Origin of the sequence: Streptococcus fermentans (assembly GCF_040888305.1) — a bacterium.
GTDB lineage: Bacteria > Bacillota > Bacilli > Lactobacillales > Streptococcaceae > Streptococcus > Streptococcus fermentans.
The window spans coordinates 37547-61523 of the sequence record NZ_JBFNFG010000009.1; the positions used below are offsets into that span (position 1 = coordinate 37547).

Below are 23977 nucleotides of genomic sequence, written 5' to 3' on the forward strand. Positions count from 1 at the left end.
TGGGAGGATCTAATGGGCGTTCTTGGTGAAACTGAATCTGCTAAAACCGAAGAAGTCATTGATCTAGCTGACTTTCTAGAAACAATTTAAAAAGGAGGATTCGAATGGCAGGTGGAACGCCGTTAGGTCAAATGTATATCGAGCTAGGGCTGGACGTGTCGAAGTTCAATCCTACTCTAAATGGTGCTAAGAATGCGGTTAAATATTTTCAAAGTAACGTAAAGGCGCTAGATAGTTCTCTTAAAAATAACGGTAAAAATACAGACTTACTTCAAGCTAAGTACAAGACACTTGGTCAAGCGATTGAAGCGCAAAGAAAAGTCTTGGAACAGATGAAGAATAGCTTTGATACTCTCGAACCTGGCACGGCTAAATTTGATAAGGCCGCTGCTGAGATTGAACGCGAAAATGCCAAGTTGGCAGCTATGGAAGGTCAGCTTCATAGAGTGCAGCAAGCTCTGATCGCAGTTGGGAAAGAAAATAGCTTTGCGAATCGTATTAACAAACTCGGAGATAGTCTGATTAAAGGCGGAGATAAAATCAAAACTTTTGGTGACAATATTTCAAGTTTCGGAGGCAAGTTAACAACAGGGTTAACCGCACCTTTAGTTGCTAGTGTCGGCTTAATTACAAAGGCTGCGATTGATTATGAGAGTGCGTTTGCTGGAGTTAAGAAAACAGTAGACGAAACTGCTACCGTGTCTTACCAGAAGTTATCAGATGGCATTCGTCAGATGGCTAAAGAATTGCCAGCCAGTGCAGTAGAAATTGCAAATGTCGCTGAAGTTGCTGGTCAGTTAGGTATCAAGGCGGAAGATATTCTTACATTCTCCCGTACCATGATTGATATGGGTGAATCAACGAACTTGAGCGCTGAAGATGCCGCAAGCTCCATCGCTAAGATTGCGAATATTCTTGGTTTGACATCAGACGAATACAAACGTTTTGGTTCATCTGTTGTTGACTTAGGTAACAACTTTGCTACTACCGAGCGTGATATCGTTGAAATGACCAACCGTTTGGCGGCTGGTGGTCGGCTAGCTGGATTGACTGCTCCAGATATCCTAGGGCTTGCTACGGCTATGAGCTCTGTTGGCATCGAGGCGGAGGCTGGTGGTACTGCTATGACTCAGACACTGACCGCAATTGGTAATGCCGTTTCATTAACAGGAAAGGGAGCAGCAGATGACTTGAATCTTATCGCTAAGACTGCAGGAATGACAGCAGAGGAATTTCAACAGGCTTGGAAAGAGAAACCTGTTGTTGCCTTGCAATCCTTTATTAAGGGTCTAAAAAATGCTCAAGAAAAAGGCGTAAATATGAACGCTATCTTGGAACAACTTGGAATGACTGGTATTCGACAAAGCAACATGCTAAAATCTTTGGCTCTGGCCTCTGATAAGATGGGAGATGCTGTGGATCGCTCTAATCAGGCTTGGAAAGAGAACACTGCTCTGACTAATGAGGCTAACAAGCGATACGAGACAACAGAATCTCAATTGAAGATGTTCAAGAACCAGGTAACTGACTTAGCGATTGAGTTTGGAGGTCCACTTTTAAAGGCTTTACGTGACGGTCTAAAGGCTGCGAAGCCTTGGATTGACACGCTGGCTACGATGGCTAAACAGTTCAGTTCTATGTCTGAAGAACAACAAAGAAACGTTCTCAAGTGGGCAGCATTGACTGCTGGTGCTGGACCTGCTTTAAGCATCCTTGGGAAAGGTCTTGGAATTATCGGGAACCTTACGAAAGCACTTGGTTGGCTCACTAAAGGTACTGGAAAGGCAGTAGGTGGCATGTCCTTGATGCTCAAGACTTTTCAGGCTTTTAGAACGACTGGAAATTTAACATCTGCATTCCAACTTGCAAGTTCAGGCGCGGCGTCGCTTGGAACTGCTACGGCATCTGCTTCATCATCAGTAGGATTGCTAGGAACATCTATGAGTTTGCTTGCAAATCCTTTAGGATTGACAATCGGTACGATTGCTTTAGCAACTGCAGGTCTTGTCTATCTTGGAAACGAGAAGGACAAAGCAAGAATCAAAGCGGAGGAATTCGGCTCTACCTTAAATGATGTTCAGCGTGGAGAATTGCGAAGCTTTCAAAAGACTGTTGATGAAACAAGCACAGCCGTCGCAAACTTTGGGAGTACAGCAGGAAGCGCTGAGAAAGTTTCTGGAGCCTTTAAAAAACTTTATGAAGAAGTTGCTGCCACTGCGGATAAAACCAACAAACGCATGGAGGAGTTAGGCGCTAAGTGGGGACTAAGTGAAGAAGATATTGCGAAAGCAAAAGAAAAAAATGCCCAGGTTGTATCTAATACTGAGTCCATGATGAATCAAATCAATGAGATTTATCAGCGTCATAACGGTGATGCGAGCAAGTTCTCTCAAGAGGAGAAGGAAATCATCCTGAACAATCAGAATGAGATGATTAAGGCCAAACTCTCGATGATGGACTTGTCAGCTGAGCAACAGAAGGCCGCTTTACAAGCTTTGAATGGCGATGTCAGAAGTCTGAATGAAACGCAATTGAAGCACACTAGAGATGTTTTGAAACAAGCGCTTGATGAGGAAAAGAAACTCTACGAGAACTCAAAGAGTGAGCTAAAAGAGTTGCTGGATGGGAAAGCCATTGATCAAGAAACTTACAACAAGAAAATGCAGACTCTAGAAGCCAACCATGCTCAAACCATGGAAGCTTTAGGAAGTAAGTACTACCAGGTCATGCAAAATCTTGACGATAAGGTGAAAGCTCGAACTGGCCAAAGTTGGAACTATTGGGAAGAAGCCAAGAAGGTTCTGGAAGAATACGGTCTGTCCTATGAAGAAATCGGAAAGAAAGCTGCTGAAGCTTCTCAAAAGGTAGGGAATTCGCATAGTATCCTTGCTAACTATACTAGTGAGATGAGCAAGGAAGTAAAAGAGGCTAATGATGCCTGGTCGTTGTTGGTAGGTAACATTGATAAGAATGGGAATTTCCAAGTGAAATCCAATGTTAAGGAAGTCATCGGAGAGGCTGCTAAATCTGCTGAAGGTTGGGAACAATTGCAGTTTATCGCTAAAACTGCGGAAATCAACTCTAACGCTCGTGCTACAATCGCAGAGGCTCTTGTAGAATCCGGTAAATGGAAAGACATGACTCTGGAAGAAAAGCAAGTGATTGTCAAGAACCAAGCTGGTCTACAAGCCATCTTTGATAGCGAAACTCATCTTAAAACATGGAACAGTATGCCAGCCAAAGTCAAAGAACTCCTCATGAAGAACGCTGATGTCATGAACAAGGCAGAGGAAGCATCAAAGGCTTTAGCTAACTACGAAGCTCTGAAACCAAAACAGAAGGAGTTGCTAGCTAATGATGAAAGCGTCCGGAGGGCTGTTGCTCGCTCTACTGATACTCTGACAGCATGGAATGCTACAACTCCGTTCACAAAAGATTTGAAGGCAGATCCTACGAATGTTTTGAACAATGGCCAGTTATCTATCGATAAGATTACAGCATGGAATTTTGCATCTGCTGAGACGAAATCTTTGGATGCGGTAGATAATACGAGCGCAGCTGTTGGAAGTGCTATTTTGAGTGTTAATTCACCAAAACAAGAAGCTCCTATCAACTTGTTTGCTGCTGACCAAACGGGAGGTGTTCGAAACGAGACGAGCGGTGCTATCAATGCTATCAAACAGTATGATCCAGTGAATATCCTCGCTAAGAACGGTACTAATGATACTGTTAGCGAGGTCAAAACAGGCGTGAATGGTATTCAGGACAAAACTGTTACTATTAATGCTCGAGATAATGCTTCGGGTGTTCTTTCAGGTATTAAGAGCTGGATTGATAGCGTGACTGGTAATTTCTTTACGAATATCTTTGCAAGCAAGCATGCCCACGGGACCAACTATCACCCAGGTGGGCTTGCTATCGTCAATGACCAACGAAACAGCAACTATAAAGAAATGGTTACTCTTCCGAATGGTCGGAGTTTCATCCCTCAAGGCAGGGATGTCCTACTCCCTCTTCCAAGAGGTTCTAAGGTCTTGCGAGCGGATAAGACTAGACGTTTGATGCGTGAGATAGGTGTTCCGAAATACGCTTCTGGTATCGGGATTCCGAGCGATGCGAAATTTCTCCGTGAAATGGAAGAAGCGCAACGTAATATCACAATTCAGACTACTAGTGTCCAAAATGGGCAAGATACAGATAAAGTCGTGTCTGAGATGAGGATTCTGAGGTCAAGTTTAGAAAAATTGCTTACTGCTATCCTTAACAAGGACACAAATACTTATCTAGATAGCTCAAAAGTTACGGATATTATTACCAGGAAGCAGAATGAAAACGAAAGATTACAATTGTTGATGAAAGGAGTGATTGAATGAGCGCAGTTACTATGAATTTTAATAAAACGGATTTAAGCGATCTGATTGAAATCCATGATATTCAACGAGATATTGGGAACAATCGCTCTATCGCAACTTCCTACACTTCGACTATTGGAGTCAATGTTCAGCAACAGACTATCGATGCGAAGTTCATCGAAGTGAAATTCTCCATTTGGTCTAAAGACAGGAATACCCTCAAGCACAAGCTTGCGGGTATTTTTAATGTTAGCAGCGCTAAAAAACTAGTCTTTTCAGACGAGCCTGACAAATACTATCTGGCCATGCCGATTGAGAGTATTTCGATGCAAGAAACGAGTGGGCGATGGTCAACTGGTTCTATGAGATTTATCGTGCCAGATGGCGTGGCGCATAGCTCTGCATACAAGTCTGTTACTGAGCCAATATCTGCAACGGATAGGCTTGTCTTTGAAGTGAATAACGAAGGTAACGTTGATACATATCCGATTATTACCATCAAAAATAACTCTGAAAATGGGTACGTTGGCATTGTTAATGCGCAGTCTGCCTTTGAAATGGGGAATCGTGAGGCAGTTGATGCAAGTGCGGCTAAGCCTTCTGAGATTTTACTAGACTTTCGTGAAGATAAAATATCATCTGGTTATACCAAAGCGTTGAAAAACAAAGCTATCACAAACGACGGAACAGAGTATATCGTAGGAACCGCTGAAATGCTAAATCTCTGGGACCGCCCACACATTAGATTGAAAAATCTACGAGGTGAAACTAAGTTACAAAACTATGCTACTAGTTTGACTTGGGAAATTCCTGTTGATAGTGACGGTGAAGTTGGTTCTTTGGATGACTATCTGTGGTGGAGACAAGTCTTTTGGTCTGAAGCAAACAATCAATACGGCTTTATCAAGGTGACAGTATCGGATGAAGCAGGTCAATTTTTGTATGGTGTAGAGACTTTTAAAAGGTCTCTAGGTTCGGAATGTGAGTATAACTTTTTTGTTAGCGATGGAAAGGGTGGCTATAATATTCTGAAACGTTGGGGGTTTGATGCAAGCACCATGGGAGACATTAACCCTTTTAGTGTCGCTAAAGGCTGGTCGGATTTGAAACGAAACGATGATAAGATACAAGTCTTTTATCGAGGCTCTGACTTTACTTTTACAGTTCCTGAAATCAAGGATAAAAAATCTGCTAAAATCCATATCACAATTGGGGCTTATCGAGACAATCCTATGGTTTCACATATGTATCTTGACGAAATTTATTATCGTAAAGATTTTGTCTCTATTGCCAAAGATATCCCCAATCGCTATCCTATCGGCTCTACAATTATCGTCAATAACGAGGAAGACACAATCATGGTGGATGGAATTAACAAATTTGGAGATAGGGTTCATGGGTCCTCATGGATCAAACTTCCTCCAGGCAAGAGCCAACTAGAGATTTATACATCAAGTTGGGTCAAAAAGAAACCAACGGTGTCTATAAATTTTGAAGAAAGGTGGCTGTGATAATGCTCTTAACAATCCATGATATGAACCTGCGACAAGTCGCCTCTATCGATAATGATAAGCAAGGGACATTGAATTACTACGATGACTCATGGGTGCGTTATCTAGAGACCGGTTCATCTACCTTTGACTTCACAGTAGCCAAGAAACTTTTGAGCGCAGACTCTGCCCTCACTAGAATCCACAATCACCTTAATGAGAAAGCCTTTGTTTCGTTTGAGTATGGAGGGCGGACTCACCTTTTCACGGTCCACAAAGTACTTGAGAATGAGCGTTCTATCGAGGTTAATTGTATCAATTTAAACCTTGAGTTAATCAATGAGTATGCCAATCCTTACAAAGCTACAAAGACAATGACTTTTGTAGAATACTGCCAGGTAATGGACTTATTGAACTATGCGCTGCTCTCTGTTGGAATCAATGAGATTTCAGAGAAGCAACTTAAGCTAGAATGGAGCAATCAGGAAACAAAACTGGCCAGACTCCTTAACCTAGCTAAGCAATTTGGTGCAGAGCTTGATTTTGACACGAAATTGCATGCAGATAGTTCTATCAAGTCCTTTACTGTTAATGTCTACCGCGAGAACGATGGCGAACATCAAGGTGTTGGGCGAGATAGGACAGATATCAGCTTGACCTATGGTAAAAATATCGGATCTATCACTCGTGAGATTGACAAGACTGGTATTTTCAACACTATCCGGCCAACAGGAAATATGCCGACAGTAGAGGTAGAGGACAGTGGTGAACGGCATCTCTCTAGCAATAGGGTCAAGAACTCAGATGGTTCGACAACCGAAACGATCATTCGGACAGCTTCGGATGGGACTAAAAGTAAGACTATTGTCCATACAAAAATCACAAAACTAGCTGACAAGACACGCATCACAACAACCACAACTACACGTTCTGATGGTTCGATTGAGCAGACCGTCACAACTAGTAAGAAGGGCGGACCTTCAAATACTGAGAAACGGATCATCAAACCTCCTAAGAAGAAGGAGAAAGAAGCTGATCCTGAGAAAGAGGTTCTGACTCTTGAAGGTCTTGGTGATTGGTCTATTAAGAATGAGAGAGGAGAAGTAGAGTTTTACCAGAGAGGGCAAGCTCTGTACGCACCTCTCTCAATGCAGCTCTATCCTTCGACCTTTACCTCTGCAACAGCCAAAGATCAGTGGACGAGACGAGACTTTCACTTTGACACAGATGAGCCAAATGAATTAAGACGTCTTGCTTACTTGAAGTTGAAACAGCACTGCTATCCAGCCATCACTTATGAAGTGGATGGATTTGTGGATGCTGAAATCGGGGATACAATCCAAATCTACGACGATGGTTTCAACCCTGCTTTAATCGTGAAGGCTCGTGTTTCTGAGCAGAAAATCAGCTTTACGAATCCTGCAAACAATAAGACCAAGTTTGCGAATTTCAAAGCCTTAGAGAATAAACTATCCTCTGGCATCCAGTCAGCATTTGAGCGACTTTTCGAGAATGCAAAACCTTATATCATCAAATTGTCAACCGACAAAGGGGTTATTTTTAAGAATGGTAGTGGTGAAAGTGTTGTAACACCAACTCTTTATAGAGGAGGGAAACCTATCGTAACTGGTGTCACATGGCGCTGGTCATTAGATGGTACTGTTTCAACAGGTATGAAATATCTTGTACGTGGTTCAACTATTGATAGAACCTCGACACTCACTGTTTCGGCCTATATAGATAACGACCAAGTGGCTATCGACGAGATTTCTTTCGTGAATGTCTCAGATGGTCAAAATGGACAGAAAGGTGACAAGGGAGAACCTGGACCTAAAGGTCCTCAAGGTGAACGTGGAGAGCAAGGAGCACCAGGACTTCAGGGTTTGCAAGGTCCAAAGGGAGATAGAGGCATTCCTGGTTTAAAAGGTGTCGATGGACGTACACAGTACACCCACATTGCCTATGCAGATGATGCTACAGGGGGAGGATTTAGCCAAACTAACGCTGACAAAGCCTATATTGGAGTGTACGTTGACTTTAATGCAACCGATAGTAAAAACCCTGCTGATTATCGCTGGACAAAATGGCGTGGTCGTGATGGTGCTGATGGGCTACCAGGTAAACCTGGAGCAGATGGAAGAACACCGTATGTTCACTTTGCTTATTCTGACAATGCCGATGGCTCAGGTTTGACAATGACAGATAACGGACAGCGTTATTTTGGTCATTATTCAGACTATGAAAAACCTGATAGCTCAGATAAAACTAAGTACAAGTGGGCTGATCGTTGGGCTAAAGTTGAGATTGGTGGGAGGAACCTCTTTCTTAATTCATTATTCAAACGTAGTCTAAGAGAGCAATACTCAACTTACTATTTATATGATAGTCAGGAGCAGACGCAAGGGCAGCTCGCCTTGAGCATAGATACTAATATCAAATTCAGAGGAGCAAATACTTTAAAAATTGTATCTACTTATAACGGTAATGCGACTAATCAAAAAGCTACGTTTAGAACTGGTGGAGATACACGTTCAGGCACTGCTGACGAAATGAAAAATAAAGCTGTTAGGTTTAGTTTTTGGGCAAAATCTACTGTCAATAATACGAATTTCCAAGCAAGAACAGGATATAGGAGCGCTGTTCAGCCTGTCAAGTTGACTACAGATTGGGGATTCTATGACATTGAGCTTACGAAAAAAGAGGACTCGAATGCGACTAATGAACTCATTTTACATATTTTCACGGCTGCTACTGTTTGGATTGCTTTTCCAAAAGTTGAGGTAGGAACAGTCTCTACTGACTTTTCGGAGGCTCCCGAAGATATCCAGAATGACATTGCCTCTAAGGCTGACCAAGCACTCACACAAGAACAGCTAAACGCTCTAAATGAGAAAGCTGGTATCATCCAGGCTGAGCTTGAGGCTAAGGCGAGCGCTGACACACTTGATAACTGGATTAAGGCTTATCAAGACTTTGTCAAGTCAAATGAAGAGGCAAGAGCTCAAGCTGAAACAGATTTAATTTCAGCTAGTCAGCGTGTCTCTAACATTGCTAAAGACCTTGGAGAATTGTCTGACCGTTGGAATTTCATTGATACTTACATGAGTTCATCAAACGAGGGACTAGTCATCGGTAAGAATGACGGCTCATCCAGTATGTTATTCAGTCCCAATGGACGGATTTCAATGTATTCAGCGGGGGTAGAGGTTATGTATATCTCTCAAGGGGTTATACACATTGAAAATGGTATCTTTTCTAAAACCGTTCAAATTGGACGATTTAGAGAGGAACAATATCACATCAATCCAGATATGAATGTAATCAGATACGTAGGAGGTGCTTAATGGCTGAGTTTTGGTCAAATAATGATAGAAGTTACTATATAAGATTGTGGGTAGACCAGGTATCACAAAATATCGCTGAAAACAGCAGTCAGGTTAGAGTAAGGCTTGCCTTGACAAACGGTGCTCATACATTCGCAGATTATAGCTGTACGGCCTCAGTAACAGTAGACGGTCAGACTTTGAGTTGGTCAGGCATGCCGTCAATGTTGAGTCAATATAGCTCAATTATGCTGATTGATGAGACGGTAACAATCGGACATAATGCGGATGGCACAAAGACGTTTAATTTATCCGCTACATTTAGCGGAGGCGGTGGATGGTCTCCAGGCTCGTTGACAATCGGCGGAAACTCATTCACGCTTTCAACGATACCACGTTCAAGCTCTGTAAGTGTGAGCGCTGGGGTAATTGGTAGTTCAGTAACTATCAACATTAACCGTCAAAGCTCAAGTTTTAAGCACACAGTCCGTTATAAGTGGGCTGGTAAGAGCGGGACGATTGCAAGCAATGTGGATACATCTACAAGTTGGACAATCCCTTTTGACTTTGCAAACGACATCCCAAACTCAGCAAGTGGGACAGGGACAATCTACGTTGATACCTATTCAGGCTCTACCAAGACTGGAACACAGTCAACCACCTTGACTGCAAGCGTACCAGCTAGTATCAAACCTACTTTCTCAGGTGTCACTCTCTCAGATTTGAACTCTGCAGCACAGAACCTTATCCCGAATTTTGATACGTTCATCCAGGTTATTTCTAACATTAAGGTAGGATTTAATGGCGCAGTTGGTTCCTACGGATCGTCAATAACTGGATACTATGCTGAGATTATCGGCAAAAACCAATCCACGAGCTCGAACGGCGGGAGCCTGGGCATTATGAACTACCACGGCATCATCAAAATCAGAGCAAGAGTCTCTGATAGTCGTGGTAGATGGTCTGATACTAGAGAGGTATCTGTAACCGTGCTTGAGTATTTTGCTCCTGCTCTCAGCTTTAGCATTGCCAGAACAGGCTCAACCTCTAGCACCTTGACGGTTACACGAAATGCCAAAGTAGCACCTCTGACAGTTTCAGGAAGTCAAAGAAATACAATGACCTTAACATTCAAGGTAGCACGGCTTGGCACTAATGACTTTACAGTTAATAACGGTCAAGCTACTGGAGCCTGGTCAAGTATTTCAAACCTAACCAATTCACGAGCTAATCTCGCAGGGAATTATCTAGCTAATCAGTCATGGGTGGTTATCGGTATTCTTGAGGATAGGTTCACCCGTACTGAGTTCATGATCAATGTGGCCACAGAGAGCGTAGTATTCTCTTATGATCGATCAGGCGTGGGCGTTAACAAGATTAGGGAACAGGGCGCCCTTGATGTCAAGGGTGACATCTATGCTAATGATCAACCTATTCAGCAATATCAATTAACTAATGCTGATGGTGGCTTAAGTAGAGGTAGTGCTCAATGGGATGATGTTTGGAATAAGCAGGCGACAGAATTTGGTTGGAGGTCTGGTAAATACGATGATAACCCTACAGGAAAAAATGGTGAGTGGGGTCTGTATCAAAATTTTTGGTTAGATGACTGGAAAGGTGTTCAATTTTTTACTAGTTTGGACTCAAAAAGATTTTTCTTTAGGACATACAACAACAAAGAGTGGAGACCGTCGCAGTGGAAAGAAGTCGCTACAATTCAAGAAACAGTCAAGAGGGAGGTTGACCTAGGTTGGTTTATAAAAGGAAATATTACAAGAATTGGTAACATGGTTACAATTTCAACAGTAAGAAAAATCACAAGCCTAGACACACTTTCAGATTATCGAGAAGTCAAAGAAACAATACCAGCGGGCTTTAGACCAGCTCAAGAGGTGAATTTTGCTTTACAAGGTATCTCAGACTCAACAGTCACAGGTACGGCTATCTTACACCTTGCATCAGATGGCAAAATCCGTCTGACAAGTAAATCACCGGGAAATAAATATTGGACAGGTACAATCACTTATGTCACAAGCGATCCATATCCTTAAAAACGTAAAAAATCCCTAATTATTAACTGATAATTAGTTTATAAAGGAGGAAATGACAATGCTAAAAGTCACTAAAACACGTCAGCTAGTAGCTGAATTTTTCGTACAGTAGTTTTGACCAACAAAAATTGGTCAAAACTACTGTAGTCAACACAGACAATGAAGCCGTTTCAACAACATCTGAAACACTTCACGATCCGGATTTATACGCTAAAAATCGTAAGGCCATGCGCACTCACGAACAAGAGTTGCGTACTATGCGATACAAGATTGAAGATGAAATCTTGGCTGAGCATGATGGTGGAAATCCTGATCATCAAGAGTAAACATAAAGGAGAGTAATAAATGGCAACAAATTATGAACTAGCAGCAACACCTATCTACCGTCAACCAGAAAATGCGACGATTGTAGTTATCAAGAAAGAGCACGGCCAACGCTATAGCTATGAGCAAGCAGGCTTGTCTGGTGACCGCACGCATGAAAATCAAGAAGTGCTTATTCAAGCAGTTTTGGACGTGGTAAAAGCTGAATTAGACCCAGCAAGTGCAATCGTTCAGACGCAAGCGAAGTTGGAAGAAGCGACACATAAACTTGCTGAAACCGAAGCGAAACAAACTGCTACTGATGAAGCAGTCAAACATAATCAAGAAGAAACAGACCGTTATGGAAAGATTATCCATGCGGTCGTTTTAAATGCCGTAGCAGGCAAGACAATTGCTTATGGAACCAACTACAAGGAGTTGGTAGAGTTGATTCCACTTGCTGAAGTCGGTGAACATTACATGGCACATGACTTGATTACTATCGAAGACCCAACGCACGTTGAAGTGGACGGTGAAGGTAAGCGTATCTTGGTTCAGTTGAATAAGGAATTTACCTACAACGGTGAACCAGTCAGCGACTTTTCACGAAATGGCCATCTTGAAATGGACGGAACAGGCGCAGCATGGAAATTTGAACCTAAAGAATAGGAGGTATCTATGCCAGGATATGAACGATTTCTCATACAGATTTTCATCACCCTTATCCCTGTGATTGGTCTTTATTTTTCGATGAAAGATAAGGCTACCAAGCAGGAAAATCGCATCACGATCATGGAAAAAGACATCGAAAATTTACGAGAATTTAAGGCATCCGCTAATAAAAGGCTAGATAATCATGACGAACAAAATAAAGCGATTCTGGTACTAGCTGAGCAGGTCAAATCTTTAGGTGAAGATGTCAGAGAGCTGAAAAATTTGATTCAAAGTAAGGATTGAGAAAGGAGGTACGAAAATGGCCAGTGTTCACAATTCAACTAATCTCGAACAGGTGGATGGTGGCTTTTTGGTCAAGCAGGGCGATGTGGCTTCCACCTTCGCCTTCTCTTTGTTGGATGAGAATCACATGCCTATCCCTCAACTTGAAGGCCAAGAGGCATCTATCATGCTAACAAAGGACCAAGAGCAAATTAAGAAAAAAGCCATTGTAACGAAAGGAACAGTGGCTTTTAATTTGGATAAGATTCTGCCTGTCGGACTCTATCGAATTGAGATTTCAGCTGGTGGCTTCACATTTCCGAGTGACGACTCGACTCAAATTCGAGTGACAAAATCGGATAAGAATTTGGTGACGGAAGAGGTTCACACTCTCAAAGAGCTCGATATTTCAGAAGAAGTCAAAAAACAACTTGCAGGTAGGACCACAGGCAACAGTGAAGTAGGTATGGAATTTCCTGACCTACTCTTTTATTACAACTTAGGAAAGGTATAGAGAATGGATACAACTAAATTAACAGCATTCGCTCAAGCAGTCGGTGTTGACATTAAGGAGTTGAAGCAATTGCTAAATGGCAAGGTCGATAATGCTACTGTCAACCAACTAATCGAACAAGCTAAAACAGCAGTCAAGAATGACATTTTAGGCGAAGGTGTATCTGAGCAGTTTGATACCCTTAAAGAAATCGCTGACCATATCGCTAATCTTAATGGCGATACAGGTGGAGCAGTGGTTCAGAAGATTGCCGACTTGGGCAATCGCATTGATGCCATTGCCAGTCTTGATTTGGTCGCAACGTATAATCAAGCGAAAGCGTGATTGCTATGAGCAATTTTGAAGAATTCGCAAGAGCGGTCGGCAAAGATATCAAAATTATTCAACAAAAGCCAGAGCCAACATTGACGCTTACAGGCAATGTCTTGGGTATAGTTGGAGGGAATACTGTATCTCTCCCGTTGTCGAATAACGCAGGACAGGAAATTCGTGGTTCGGGTTCTCCAGAAGGGCGAATTAAAGCGGATGTCGGGACCAGCTATATTGATGTAAATGCTACTAACGGCGCTCTGGTGTGGATCAAAAAGCAAGGCGACGGTGTTACAGGCTGGCAAGTATTTTTTGGAGATACAGGTTGGAGAAATCTAACGACGGTATCTACTCTGAATGTCGGTCGTAAAGCTTCATTCGTAAGAATTAGACGTGTTAACAATTTAGTTAACTTTATGTTCGGCGGATTAGAGAGAGACCGTTTTGGAATCATTAGACGTGGCAGTGAAGGTTTTATTGGACAAAATGGAGATAAGGGAGTCAAGATTGTGATGCCCCGAGGCATTTCTGAAGGTTTCCGAAGCAAAAACTCATTAATAGGAAATATTTTTAATGATGTAGGCGAGTCCTATGGGGTTTGGTATCTTGGTGGTAGGTCAGACTCGAATTATATGCATTTCACGTTTAATGAAGATATTCCTACGGATAAAGATATCGATGATATCCGCGTTAGTACAATCAGCTACTTCACAGAAGATCCGTGGCCTACAACGTTGCCATAAAAAGAAAAAGGAGAAATAACATGCAACAGATTAACGAAATTTTACTAAACGGAGCAATTAGCATCCTAGTCATTTTGATTGGGATTGTGGTTAAGGCAGTCAAAGATTACCTTATCAAAAAAGGTGGAGAGAAAACCATCAAAATTGTTGAAGTCTTAGCCAAAAACGCAGTCAATGCGGTAGAGCAGGTATCATCTGAAACTGGCTACAAGGGCGAGGAGAAGCTAGAGCAAGCACGAACTAAAATCCGTGCTGAACTATCAAAATACAATATTAGCATGACAGATAAGGACTTGGACACATTCGTTGAATCTGCTGTGAAGCAGATGAATGATGCTTGGAAAGGGGAATAAGGATGGTAGAAATCATTAACCATACAATTTTTAATGGGATTTCAGGCTCCCGACCAACTGAGAGACCAAAGTATTATGTTTTACATAATGATGCTGGTTCAAAAAGTGCAAAGGCCTATATCGAATGGCTCCAAGAACGATATGACAATGGCCAGTCTGAACTTGGTTTTGCTCATTACTACATCACAAGAGATGCAATTGTGCGAGTCGAAGACACAAACAATGGTTCGTGGTCTGCTGCTAACTACGATGCTAACATGAACTCCATCAGTTATGAAGTCTGTCAGCAACTCAGCGCATCAGATGCCGAGTTTATCGAAAACGAAAACATGGTATTGCGCCAAATGGCCGAGGACATGGCTTACTACGGTGATACTCCGAACTATTCAAATATCAAGTTCCACAATGAGTTTTCAAGCACCTCGTGCCCTGCTCGTTCACTTGAATTGCACGGTGGCTACAATGATAGCTTGCGTTACTATGTGATTGCTAAAATCAAGCATTATCAATCCCTTGGCTCAACTGTCCAAGAAATGCTCGATAATGAGGGCAGCCAGGAAGGTTGGAAGAAAAATTCAACTGGCTGGTGGTATGTCAACGCAGATGGAAGCTACCTAACAAATAAGTGGCAGAAGATAAACAATGTCTGGTATTACTTTGATAGCAACGGCTACATGAAGGCTAACTCATGGCACAAGCACACAGACGGATACTGGTACTACTTGCTCCCAAGTGGAGCCATGGCTACTAGTTGGGTGCTCATCGCTAACAAGTGGTACTATTTCAAAGAAGATGGTAAAATGGCCACTGGTTGGGTTAAGTACAAGGAGCATTGGTATTATCTCGATGCTAAGGATGGCGACATGAAATCCAAGCAGTTCATCAAATCAGCAGATGGTACAGGTTGGTACTACCTTAAATCAGATGGAACAATGGCAGACAAACCAGAATTTACGATTGAGCCTGATGGCTTAATCACCACAAAATAAAATAAAAACAGAAAGACTAAAAAATTATTACACTAGACCGCAGGCTCACGCTTGCGGTTTTTTGTTTGCAATAATAAAAGCAGTGACCAAAATCACTGCTTATCAGTTGTAGCAAATTCATAAAGTTTTTCCGCTGTGAGAAGTGCCATTTTGTCCATGCTTGTTTTTCCTTTTCTGAGATCAGAAACAGTAGTCCACGGAACTCCAGCGCCTTGCGAAATAGCAGATGTAGACATCGAACTGTCTAATAATTCTTGAATAACTTTCCTCATACTTATTTGTCCTTTTTATTTTTTAGATAAATATATACATTGATTGCAATTATAAAAATAGCTATTGCACTAACCATTGCTTTTCCTCTTTTCATTTGATAAAATAGAGGTGTGAGGGGCTTTCGCCCCCACCTCTTAGCGTTTACCTTTTTCTTTTGCGGGAGTTGGGTTTACGCTTTTTGTTTTGCCTTGCGACCGTTATTGCGGTTACTAGACTTGCGATAGCAGTTACTGTTTCAGGAATATTATCTATTGCCTTTTCAAGTAACCTAAGCCAATCTTCTTTGTTCAACTTCCTCACCTCCTTTCCTTATCTTGATTATATTATATCACGGTATACCGAGAAAGTCAAGCGTTTTGATGAAGTTTTTTTAAATTTTTTCAAAAAAAAATAGACCTTGTCCAGAGGTCGGGGAGTTGGAGGGGACACCCTCCAATGTAAACTATTAGAACTAAATTGCAGCCTTCTCAACTATACGGGCAAAGGTGAGTATGAAAATGAATACGAAGATGAATACGATTTAAAAAAATGACGAAAATTAATGGAAATGATTTTAAATAAAAATAAGCAAAAACTAAAATATTGATAAGCAACAGAAAGCATTGGTAAACATTTGTCACTTATACCATAGTTAGTGACAGTTCCTGTTTTTTTTGATAGAATCATACAGTATGCCCTTGGGCACAAAGTAAGAACTGGGACTGTCTTTCCCAGCTTCGGAGGTAAAAAATGTCAGAATCACCAATCAAATATCGATTAATTAAGAAAGAAAAACACACGGGAGCTCGTCTGGGTGAGATTATCACGCCACACGGAACCTTCCCAACTCCTATGTTTATGCCAGTTGGGACTCAAGCAACGGTCAAAACCCAATCACCAGAAGAGTTGAAAGAGATGGGGTCAGGGATTATCCTCTCTAATACCTATCACTTGTGGTTGCGTCCTGGAGATGAGTTGATTGCTCGAGCAGGTGGGCTTCATAAGTTCATGAACTGGGATCAGCCTATCTTGACAGATAGTGGCGGTTTCCAAGTATACTCTCTAGCGGATAGTCGTAACATCACAGAAGAAGGGGTAACGTTTAAGAACCACCTCAACGGTTCTAAGATGTTTCTATCACCTGAAAAGGCTATTTCTATCCAGAATAATCTAGGCTCAGACATCATGATGTCTTTTGATGAATGTCCTCAGTTCTACCAACCCTATGATTATGTGAAAAAGTCAATCGAACGTACTAGCCGTTGGGCAGAGCGTGGATTAAAAGCTCATCGTCGTCCCCATGATCAAGGTTTGTTTGGGATTGTACAAGGTGCAGGCTTTGAAGATCTTCGTCGTCAGTCAGCTCATGACCTTGTCAGCATGGATTTTCCAGGATACTCTATCGGAGGGTTGGCAGTTGGAGAAACTCACGAAGAGATGAATGCAGTTTTGGACTTCACCACTCAACTCCTTCCTGAAAACAAACCTCGCTACTTGATGGGAGTGGGAGCGCCAGATAGCTTGATTGATGGGGTTATTCGTGGGGTCGATATGTTTGACTGTGTCTTGCCGACTCGTATCGCTCGTAACGGTACTTGTATGACTAGCCAAGGACGTTTGGTTGTCAAGAATGCCCAGTTTGCGGAGGACTTTACACCACTTGATCCTGAATGCGATTGCTACACATGTAAGAACTACACCCGTGCCTACCTTCGTCACTTGCTCAAGGCTGACGAAACCTTTGGTATTCGCTTGACCAGTTACCATAACCTCTACTTCTTGCTCAATCTTATGAAGCAGGTTCGCCAGGCTATTATGGATGACAATCTCTTGGAATTCCGTGAGCATTTTGTTGAAAAATATGGCTACAATAAATCAGGTCGTAATTTCTAAGATTATCAATCTAAAGCTCAAATCCTAAGTTTTCTCTTAGGATTTTTCTTCTTTTTTTGATAAAATAAAGGTAATATGGAATGAACATTAGATGGTTTTTTTACTACTCTAATGAACGGAGAATAAACTCGTATGCGTATTAAATGGTTTTCCTTGATCAGGATTACAGGCTTACTCTTGGTACTCTTGTACCATTTCTTTCAGACGGTTTTTCCAGGAGGTTTCTTCGGGGTTGATGTCTTCTTCACTTTCTCAGGTTTCCTAATTACGTCACTTTTGTTAGAAGAATTTGGCCAAAAAGGGAAGATTGATATCCTAGGATTTTTCAGGAGACGTTTCTATCGGATTTTTCCACCGGTCGTCTTGATGATCCTGGTCGTTATGCCCTTTACTTTCTTGGTTCGGCAGGATTATATAGCAGGGATTGGTGGTCAGATTGCTGGTGTCCTTGGTTTTATGACCAACTTCTATGAAATGTTAACAGGGGGAAGTTATGAATCTCAGTTCATTCCTCATCTCTTTGTTCATAACTGGAGTTTAGCAGTTGAAGTTCATTACTATATCTTGTGGGGCTTGGCAGTTTGGCTCATGTCTAAGCAAGCCAAAACAGGTGGGCAACTACGGGGAATGGTTTTTCTACTATCTTCAACTACCTTTGTTGTTAGCTTCCTTTCAATGTTTATTGGTAGCTTTATCGTTTCTTCCTACTCAACGCTTTACTTTTCAAGTCTAACTCATGTTTATCCATTCTTCCTAGGTAGTGTCCTAGCTACCTTGATAGGGGTCCGTCATACGACACCTCTTCTCAAACGTTTGAATCAAACCCTGGACTTGAAACAGACCTTATTAGTCTTTTCAGCTGGTCTCGGAGTTTTACTCTTATTGACCTTCTTCGTGAAATTCAATTATCTCTTTGCCTACTTGCTTGGCTTCTTGTTGGCAAGTTTAGCTGCTCTTATGATGATCGTTGCAGCACGACTTTTGCATGAGAAAACTCCGACGATTGAAGAGCCAAAGGTAATTAGCTTCTTAGCTGACACCAGCTATGCCGTTTATCTTTTCCACTGGCCGTTTTATATCATTTTCTCTCAGTTGATGAGCAATCTACCAGCAGTGATTCTCACCACTATCTTTTCTTATCTCTTTGCAAGCCTTTCTTTCTATGTGATTGAACCTTTCATTGCCGGGAAGAACACTAGCTTATTGCAAAGGGTAAGAGAAATTCCACATATTCAACCAATCTTTGCGGGTAGCGTCGGATTTCTTAGCTTGCTGACACTGATTGTGATGCTCATAGCTCCCCAAGTCGGTGCTTTTGAAACGGATTTGATGGTAAATGGCCTCAATCAAGCTCAAAACAATATTACCCGTACAAAAACCATGGCGGATCAAGCAGAAGCCAGTCGCTACAATATTGCTGAAGGTGTATCCATTATCGGAGATTCTGTAACCTTGCGCGCAACACCTGGACTTAAAGAGGTTCTACCAGACGCTCAGACAGATGGTCAAGTAAGCAGAAATACTAAGCAAGCCAATGCTATTATGCTCAACCACAGTCAGAATAAAGTCCTCCCTAAAATAGTTGTTATTGCTACTGGAGTGAATAACCCTGAGGATTATAAGGCTGATATCGATTCTTTGATAACAAATCTACCTAAGGGACATCAGCTTGTACTTGTGACACCTTATGAGGGTGATACAACTCAAGCAACTCAGCCTTATGTAGAACAGTATGCTAGCTATGTGCGTGAAGTAGCTCAAAAGTATCCTTACATTGAGGTTGCAGACTGGAATCAGGTGTCTAAAGATCATCCAGACATCTGGAAAGGAACGGACCAAGTTCACTTTGGAAGTGATAATACCAAATTAGAAGAGGGTGCTAAGCTCTATGCAGAAACGATAGCATCAGCTATCAAGGCCTTAGCAGATAAGCCTGTGAAGTCAAAATAATATTTAAAAAGTAGAGATGACCGTTCTCTACTTTTTCTTTTTAGAAAGTACTTCTTAGAAAATAATTCGTTCTCTAAGCTTCTCTCTCTAACCTATGGCAATATCATCTTACTCTAGCTTGTTAGATCTTTGGATAGTTTGGCCCAACGATGGCGATCTCTAGGCTTTCGTTTTTATGGGGGATCACGTCTTGATTGGGAAAAACTTGCCAAATTGTCAGAATTATGAGAAAATAGGTGCAGTCAGAAAATGGAGGGAATTCAATGAGAGAAGACATCAAGATTAATGACCGTGCTTTAGCATTAGGAAATCAAATCATTGACAAGCTAGAAAAAGTTTACGATACAGATGTGGAATTAGATGTCTATAATCTTGGCTTGATTTACGAGATTCATTTAGACGAGACTGGTCTTTGTACAATTGTCATGACCTTCACCGATACAGCCTGTGACTGTGCAGAAAGTTTACCTATTGAAATTGTAGCAGGTCTGAAACAGATTGAAGGAATTAAGGATGTTAGGGTTGAAGTTACCTGGTCACCTGCCTGGAAGATTACACGCATCAGTCGCTATGGACGTATAGCACTTGGACTACCACCGCGATAGTTATCTATTTTGAAACACACAAAAAAGCAAGTCAAAAATGGCTTGCTTTTGATTTGTTTATTTTTTACCAGATTGTTCCATATTCCAGAAATCTGTAACGGCACCACGTGATGCAGAAGATACGGTATGGGCATATTTACCAAGGACACCACGGCTATAGAGTGGTGGCAAGGTTGTTTCTGCCTTGCGTTTTTCAAGTTCTTCATCGGAAACGGCCATGGAAATTTCTTTTGTATCTTGGTCGACAGTGACGATATCGCCTGTACGGAGATAGGCAATTGGTCCACCATCCTGAGCTTCAGGGGCGATATGTCCAACAACCAATCCATAAGTACCACCAGAGAAGCGTCCGTCTGTCAAGAGGGCAACCTTGTCTCCTTGACCTTTACCAACGATCATTGATGAAAGTGATAGCATCTCAGGCATACCAGGACCACCCTTAGGTCCAACGAAACGAACAACGACAACATCGCCATCAACGATTTCATCTGACAAGACAGCTTGGATAGCATCTTCTTCTGAGTCAAAGACCTTGGCTGGACCAACGTGACGACGAACCTTAACACCTGACACCTTGGCAACTGCACCGTCAGGAGCAAGATTCCCGTTCAAGATGATAAGCGGACCGTCCGCACGTTTAGGATTTTCAAGTGGCATGATAACTTTTTGACCTGGTGTAAGATCTGCAAAGTCAGCTAAGTTTTCAGCGACAGTTTTACCAGTACATGTGATACGGTCTCCGTGAAGGAATCCATTTGCCAACAAGTACTTCATAACTGCAGGCACACCACCAACCTCGTAAAGGTCTTGGAAGACATACTGACCAGAAGGTTTCAAATCGGCCAAGTGAGGCACACGTTCTTGGATGGTATTGAAGTCCTCAAGTGACAAGTCAACGTTAGCTGCGTGGGCAATGGCGAGTAAGTGAAGAGTGGCGTTAGTAGAACCACCTAGAGCCATGGTCACTGTAATGGCATCTTCAAAGGCTTCACGAGTCAAGATATCAGACGGTTTGATACCGAGTTCAAGCATTTTAACCACAGCACGTCCAGCTGCTTCTATGTCTTCTTTCTTATCAGCAGATTCTGCTGGGTGAGAAGAAGAACCTGGCAAACTCATCCCCAAAACTTCGATAGCAGTAGCCATAGTATTGGCAGTATACATACCACCACAACCACCAGGCCCAGGGCAGGCATTACATTCCAGACGTTTCACGTCCTCAGCTGTCATATCACCGTGGTTCCATTTACCGATTCCTTCAAATACAGAAACCAAGTCAATGTCTTTGCCATCCAGTTTTCCAGGGGCGATAGTACCACCGTAAGCGAAAATAGCTGGGATATCCATATTGGCAATGGCAATCATAGAACCAGGCATGTTCTTGTCACAACCACCGATAGCCACAAAGGCATCCACGTTGTGACCGCCCATAGCAGCTTCGATTGAGTCCGCAATGATATCACGTGACGTTAGAGAGAAGCGCATACCAGGCGTTCCCATGGCAATCCCGTCTGCTACCGTAATGGTTCCAAATTGAACCGGCCAAGCACCAGCAGATTTGACACCTTCTTTGGCTAATTTACCAAAATCATGCAAGTGGATGTTACATGGTGTATTTTCCGCCCAAGTCGAAATGACTCCCACAATCGGTGTTTCAAAGTCCTTATCTGTCATACCAGTCGCACGAAGCATGGCACGGTTTGGTGATTTAACCATGCTGTCATAAATGCTACTGCGGTGACGTTTATCTAATTCTGTCATTAAGTTCCCTCCCATTTCAGTTCTTACCATTATAGCACATTTTAAAAACAATGAACAGAAGAAAATTCTTGAATTTTCAGACAATTCAAACCATTGAAATCTTCTTAAAAAAGATTGCATTTATTTCTTGACTTTATAAATTAAAGTGATATCATTTAGATATCAAATACAGGAGGTCATTCTGATGACTGAAAAACTAATCAATTCAAAACCAAATGGTGTAGTAGCATTGATTCTCATTGAGTTGGCACTCGTACTTGGTTTCTTTATATTTATCATGGGTGCTGGTTCAGAAAACATTTTTGGAATTATTATCGGGCTTTTATTAATCTTAATTTCAGCTCTAGCTCATGCTGGTTTAAAAGTAGTCAAACCTCAGGAAGCACTGGTTTTGACCCTCTTTGGTAACTATACTGGGACCATAAAAGAACCTGGTTTTTACTTTGTCAATCCCTTCAGTATAGCGGTCAACCCTGCAAATCACACTCGACTTGGTCAAAGTGGTGACGTTAGCACGAAATCCCCTTTTTCAGGGATGAAATCATCAAATGGCAATGATGTAAATCTTGAAATTGGCAAGAAACAGATTTCTCTCAAAGTTATGACCTTGAGTAATTCTCGCCAAAAAATTAACGATTGCTTAGGGAACCCTGTTGAAATCGGAATTGCCGTTACTTGGCGTGTGGTCGATACGGCAAAAGCAGTCTTCAACGTTGATAACTATAAAGAATATCTGTCATTGCAGTGTGATAGTGCCCTTCGTAATATTGTCCGCATCTATCCTTACGATGTGTCTCCGAATGTGGATACTACAGGTGATGGGCAAGCCGATGAAGGCAGCCTCCGCGGTTCTAGTGAGATTGTAGCTAGTCGCATTCGTGAAGAAATCCAAAGTCGCGTAGAGGATGCTGGCTTGGAAATTCTTGAGGCACGTATTACTTACCTAGCTTATGCACCGGAAATTGCAGCTGTCATGCTTCAACGTCAACAAGCATCAGCCATTATCGATGCACGTAAGATGATTGTTGATGGCGCTGTAGGAATGGTTGAAATGGCACTAGAACGTCTCAATGAAGGAGAGTTGGTTGAACTAGATGAAGAGCGTAAAGCTGCCATGGTTTCAAATCTCCTAGTCGTTCTCTGTGGCAATCATGATGCACAACCAATTGTCAATACAGGAAGCCTTTATTAGAAATGGCAGAAGCTAAAAAAAAGCAAATCCCCCTTCGACTCTCGAATAAGTTATATGCTGCACTCGCATCATGGGCAGAAGATGACTTCCGATCAGTTAACGGGCAAATTGAATATCTTCTCACCGAATGCGTCAAACAACGAAAAAAAGACGGGAAATACATCTCAGAAACCATTGATGAACCATTCGAGATTGATATTTAGTCTATTTTCCTATCCATAAGATTGGATAGGAAAATTTTTTAATCTTTTTTTGTCAAGTAACTTTACTTTACAAAAAAGTTTTGATATACTATTAAAGTTGATGAAAATCAAACCTAACTGAATTTATATCTTAAAAGGAGAAATCAAAATGGCAGTACCTGCACGTCGCACTTCAAAAGCGAAGAAAAACAAACGTCGTACACACTACAAAGTAACAGCTCCATCTGTAAACTTTGACGAAACTACTGGAGATTACTCACGTTCTCACCGTGTATCACTTAAAGGATACTACAAAGGACGTAAGATCGCTAAAGCTGCATCAGCTGAATAATAGAAGGGAGATACCATGCGCGTAAATATTACACTTGAACACAAAGAATCTGGTGAACGCTTGTACCTTACTTCTAAAAACAAACGTAACACTCCAGACCGTCTTCAATTGAAGAAATACTCACCAAAACTTCGCAAACACGTTGTGTTTACAGAAGTGAAGTAAGCATTCAATACGAATCAATACATAAGAAAAACGCTGATTTTAAGCGTTTTTTCTTTTTTCCAATTTCAATACATTTCACTATATTTCAGTTCAATCTCTACCTTTTTTAGATAAATATATCATTTAGATATTGAAATTAAGCCCTGCTATCATTTCGATGGCAGAGCTTTTTAATGTTTGGTACACTACCTTCTTATCTATATTTTGATGGAGCTGAAGTTGACATCTACAAAGTTTAATGTTAAAATACATTCAAAAATAT

General features: G+C 41.7%; 23 protein-coding genes. 19 read left to right on the forward strand and 4 right to left on the reverse strand.

Translation table 11 applies throughout. The annotated features are described in order from the left end of the window. The first annotated feature begins 104 nt into the window (after positions 1-104). From AB2B50_RS08260 to AB2B50_RS08315, 12 genes are all read left to right on the forward strand, one after another. Entirely contained in the window at positions 105-4373 is a 4269-nt protein-coding gene (locus AB2B50_RS08260) for a phage tail tape measure protein (RefSeq protein WP_320692528.1), read from the forward strand. After that, entirely contained in the window at positions 4370-5863 is a 1494-nt protein-coding gene (locus AB2B50_RS08265) for a distal tail protein Dit (protein WP_320692527.1), read from the forward strand. Before AB2B50_RS08260 ends, AB2B50_RS08265 begins: the two co-directional genes overlap by 4 nt. A gap of 2 nt (positions 5864-5865) precedes the next feature. Next, positions 5866-9186, forward strand: coding sequence for a phage tail protein (locus AB2B50_RS08270; RefSeq protein WP_320692526.1), 3321 nt, complete (start codon positions 5866-5868; stop codon positions 9184-9186). Then, positions 9186-11216 carry a DUF859 domain-containing protein gene (locus AB2B50_RS08275; RefSeq protein WP_320692525.1) on the forward strand — a complete coding sequence of 677 codons (2031 nt, stop codon included), beginning with the start codon at positions 9186-9188 and terminating at the stop codon, positions 11214-11216. The genes AB2B50_RS08270 and AB2B50_RS08275 overlap by 1 nt, the downstream gene beginning before the upstream one ends. 128 nt (positions 11217-11344) lie before the next feature. Continuing rightward, positions 11345-11542 (forward strand): hypothetical protein, encoded by a 198-nt coding sequence (locus tag AB2B50_RS08280; RefSeq protein WP_320692524.1) that lies wholly within the window; start codon positions 11345-11347, stop codon positions 11540-11542. 19 nt (positions 11543-11561) lie between these two features. Continuing rightward, a complete protein-coding gene (locus tag AB2B50_RS08285; protein WP_320692523.1) occupies positions 11562-12188 on the forward strand; it encodes a hypothetical protein in 627 nt (208 codons plus the stop codon). Between the two features lie 9 nt (positions 12189-12197). Further along, complete coding sequence (locus AB2B50_RS08290) at positions 12198-12476, forward strand: DUF7365 family protein (protein ID WP_320692522.1); 279 nt, start codon at positions 12198-12200, stop codon at positions 12474-12476. A 16-nt stretch (positions 12477-12492) separates the two neighbouring features. Next, positions 12493-12969 carry a hypothetical protein gene (locus AB2B50_RS08295; RefSeq protein ID WP_320692521.1) on the forward strand — a complete coding sequence of 159 codons (477 nt, stop codon included), beginning with the start codon at positions 12493-12495 and terminating at the stop codon, positions 12967-12969. Positions 12970-12972: 3 nt separating this feature from the next. After that, the gene (locus tag AB2B50_RS08300) at positions 12973-13293 is read left to right on the forward strand and encodes a hypothetical protein (protein WP_320692520.1); all 321 of its coding nucleotides are present in this window, start codon (positions 12973-12975) and stop codon (positions 13291-13293) included. A 5-nt stretch (positions 13294-13298) separates the two neighbouring features. Then, a complete protein-coding gene (locus AB2B50_RS08305; RefSeq protein WP_320692519.1) occupies positions 13299-14021 on the forward strand; it encodes a hypothetical protein in 723 nt (240 codons plus the stop codon). 20 nt (positions 14022-14041) lie between these two features. Next, positions 14042-14374, forward strand: coding sequence for a phage holin (locus AB2B50_RS08310; RefSeq protein ID WP_320692518.1), 333 nt, complete (start codon positions 14042-14044; stop codon positions 14372-14374). 2 nt (positions 14375-14376) lie between these two features. Next, on the forward strand, positions 14377-15363 hold the full coding sequence (locus tag AB2B50_RS08315) for an N-acetylmuramoyl-L-alanine amidase (protein ID WP_320692517.1): 987 nt from the start codon (positions 14377-14379) through the stop codon (positions 15361-15363). Between the two features lie 92 nt (positions 15364-15455). On the opposite strand, the gene AB2B50_RS08320 is transcribed toward AB2B50_RS08315, so the two are convergent. Together AB2B50_RS08320 and AB2B50_RS08325 are read right to left on the reverse strand one after the other, a co-directional pair. After that, positions 15456-15635, reverse strand: a complete 180-nt coding sequence (locus tag AB2B50_RS08320; protein WP_023937752.1) for a hypothetical protein — start codon at positions 15633-15635, stop codon at positions 15456-15458. 142 nt (positions 15636-15777) lie between these two features. Further along, on the reverse strand, positions 15778-15927 hold the full coding sequence (locus AB2B50_RS08325; RefSeq protein WP_169446852.1) for a hypothetical protein: 150 nt from the start codon (positions 15925-15927) through the stop codon (positions 15778-15780). A gap of 438 nt (positions 15928-16365) precedes the next feature. Between AB2B50_RS08325 and tgt the strand changes: the two genes are divergently transcribed. The 3 genes from tgt (at position 16366) to AB2B50_RS08340 (ending at position 20063) form a co-directional block, all read left to right on the forward strand. After that, positions 16366-17508: a tRNA guanosine(34) transglycosylase Tgt gene (tgt, locus tag AB2B50_RS08330; RefSeq protein WP_320693197.1), complete on the forward strand. Its 1143-nt coding sequence runs from the start codon at positions 16366-16368 to the stop codon at positions 17506-17508. A gap of 132 nt (positions 17509-17640) precedes the next feature. Beyond that, on the forward strand, positions 17641-19458 hold the full coding sequence (locus tag AB2B50_RS08335) for an acyltransferase family protein (protein WP_320693198.1): 1818 nt from the start codon (positions 17641-17643) through the stop codon (positions 19456-19458). Positions 19459-19721: 263 nt separating this feature from the next. Beyond that, entirely contained in the window at positions 19722-20063 is a 342-nt protein-coding gene (locus AB2B50_RS08340) for a metal-sulfur cluster assembly factor (RefSeq protein ID WP_320693199.1), read from the forward strand. A 57-nt stretch (positions 20064-20120) separates the two neighbouring features. Here AB2B50_RS08340 and ilvD read toward each other — a convergent pair whose 3' ends face one another. After that, positions 20121-21824, reverse strand: coding sequence for a dihydroxy-acid dehydratase (gene ilvD, locus AB2B50_RS08345; protein WP_006149292.1), 1704 nt, complete (start codon positions 21822-21824; stop codon positions 20121-20123). A gap of 184 nt (positions 21825-22008) precedes the next feature. Here ilvD and AB2B50_RS08350 point away from each other — a divergent pair, with 184 nt between their 5' ends. The 4 genes from AB2B50_RS08350 to rpmG all read left to right on the forward strand — a co-directional run bounded on the left by AB2B50_RS08350 (position 22009) and on the right by rpmG (position 23715). Beyond that, on the forward strand, positions 22009-23016 hold the full coding sequence (locus AB2B50_RS08350) for an SPFH domain-containing protein (RefSeq protein WP_320693200.1): 1008 nt from the start codon (positions 22009-22011) through the stop codon (positions 23014-23016). Positions 23017-23018: 2 nt separating this feature from the next. Further along, positions 23019-23219, forward strand: coding sequence for a type II toxin-antitoxin system antitoxin (locus tag AB2B50_RS08355; protein WP_320693201.1), 201 nt, complete (start codon positions 23019-23021; stop codon positions 23217-23219). A gap of 148 nt (positions 23220-23367) precedes the next feature. Then, positions 23368-23550 carry a 50S ribosomal protein L32 gene (gene rpmF / locus AB2B50_RS08360; protein WP_000290417.1) on the forward strand — a complete coding sequence of 61 codons (183 nt, stop codon included), beginning with the start codon at positions 23368-23370 and terminating at the stop codon, positions 23548-23550. Positions 23551-23565: 15 nt separating this feature from the next. Further along, positions 23566-23715 carry a 50S ribosomal protein L33 gene (rpmG, locus tag AB2B50_RS08365; protein ID WP_001265622.1) on the forward strand — a complete coding sequence of 50 codons (150 nt, stop codon included), beginning with the start codon at positions 23566-23568 and terminating at the stop codon, positions 23713-23715. A gap of 123 nt (positions 23716-23838) precedes the next feature. Here the strand turns inward: rpmG and AB2B50_RS08370 are convergent, their stop codons facing one another. Then, a complete protein-coding gene (locus AB2B50_RS08370; RefSeq protein WP_080979389.1) occupies positions 23839-23967 on the reverse strand; it encodes a FanG protein in 129 nt (42 codons plus the stop codon). Between the last annotated feature and the right edge of the window lie 10 nt (positions 23968-23977).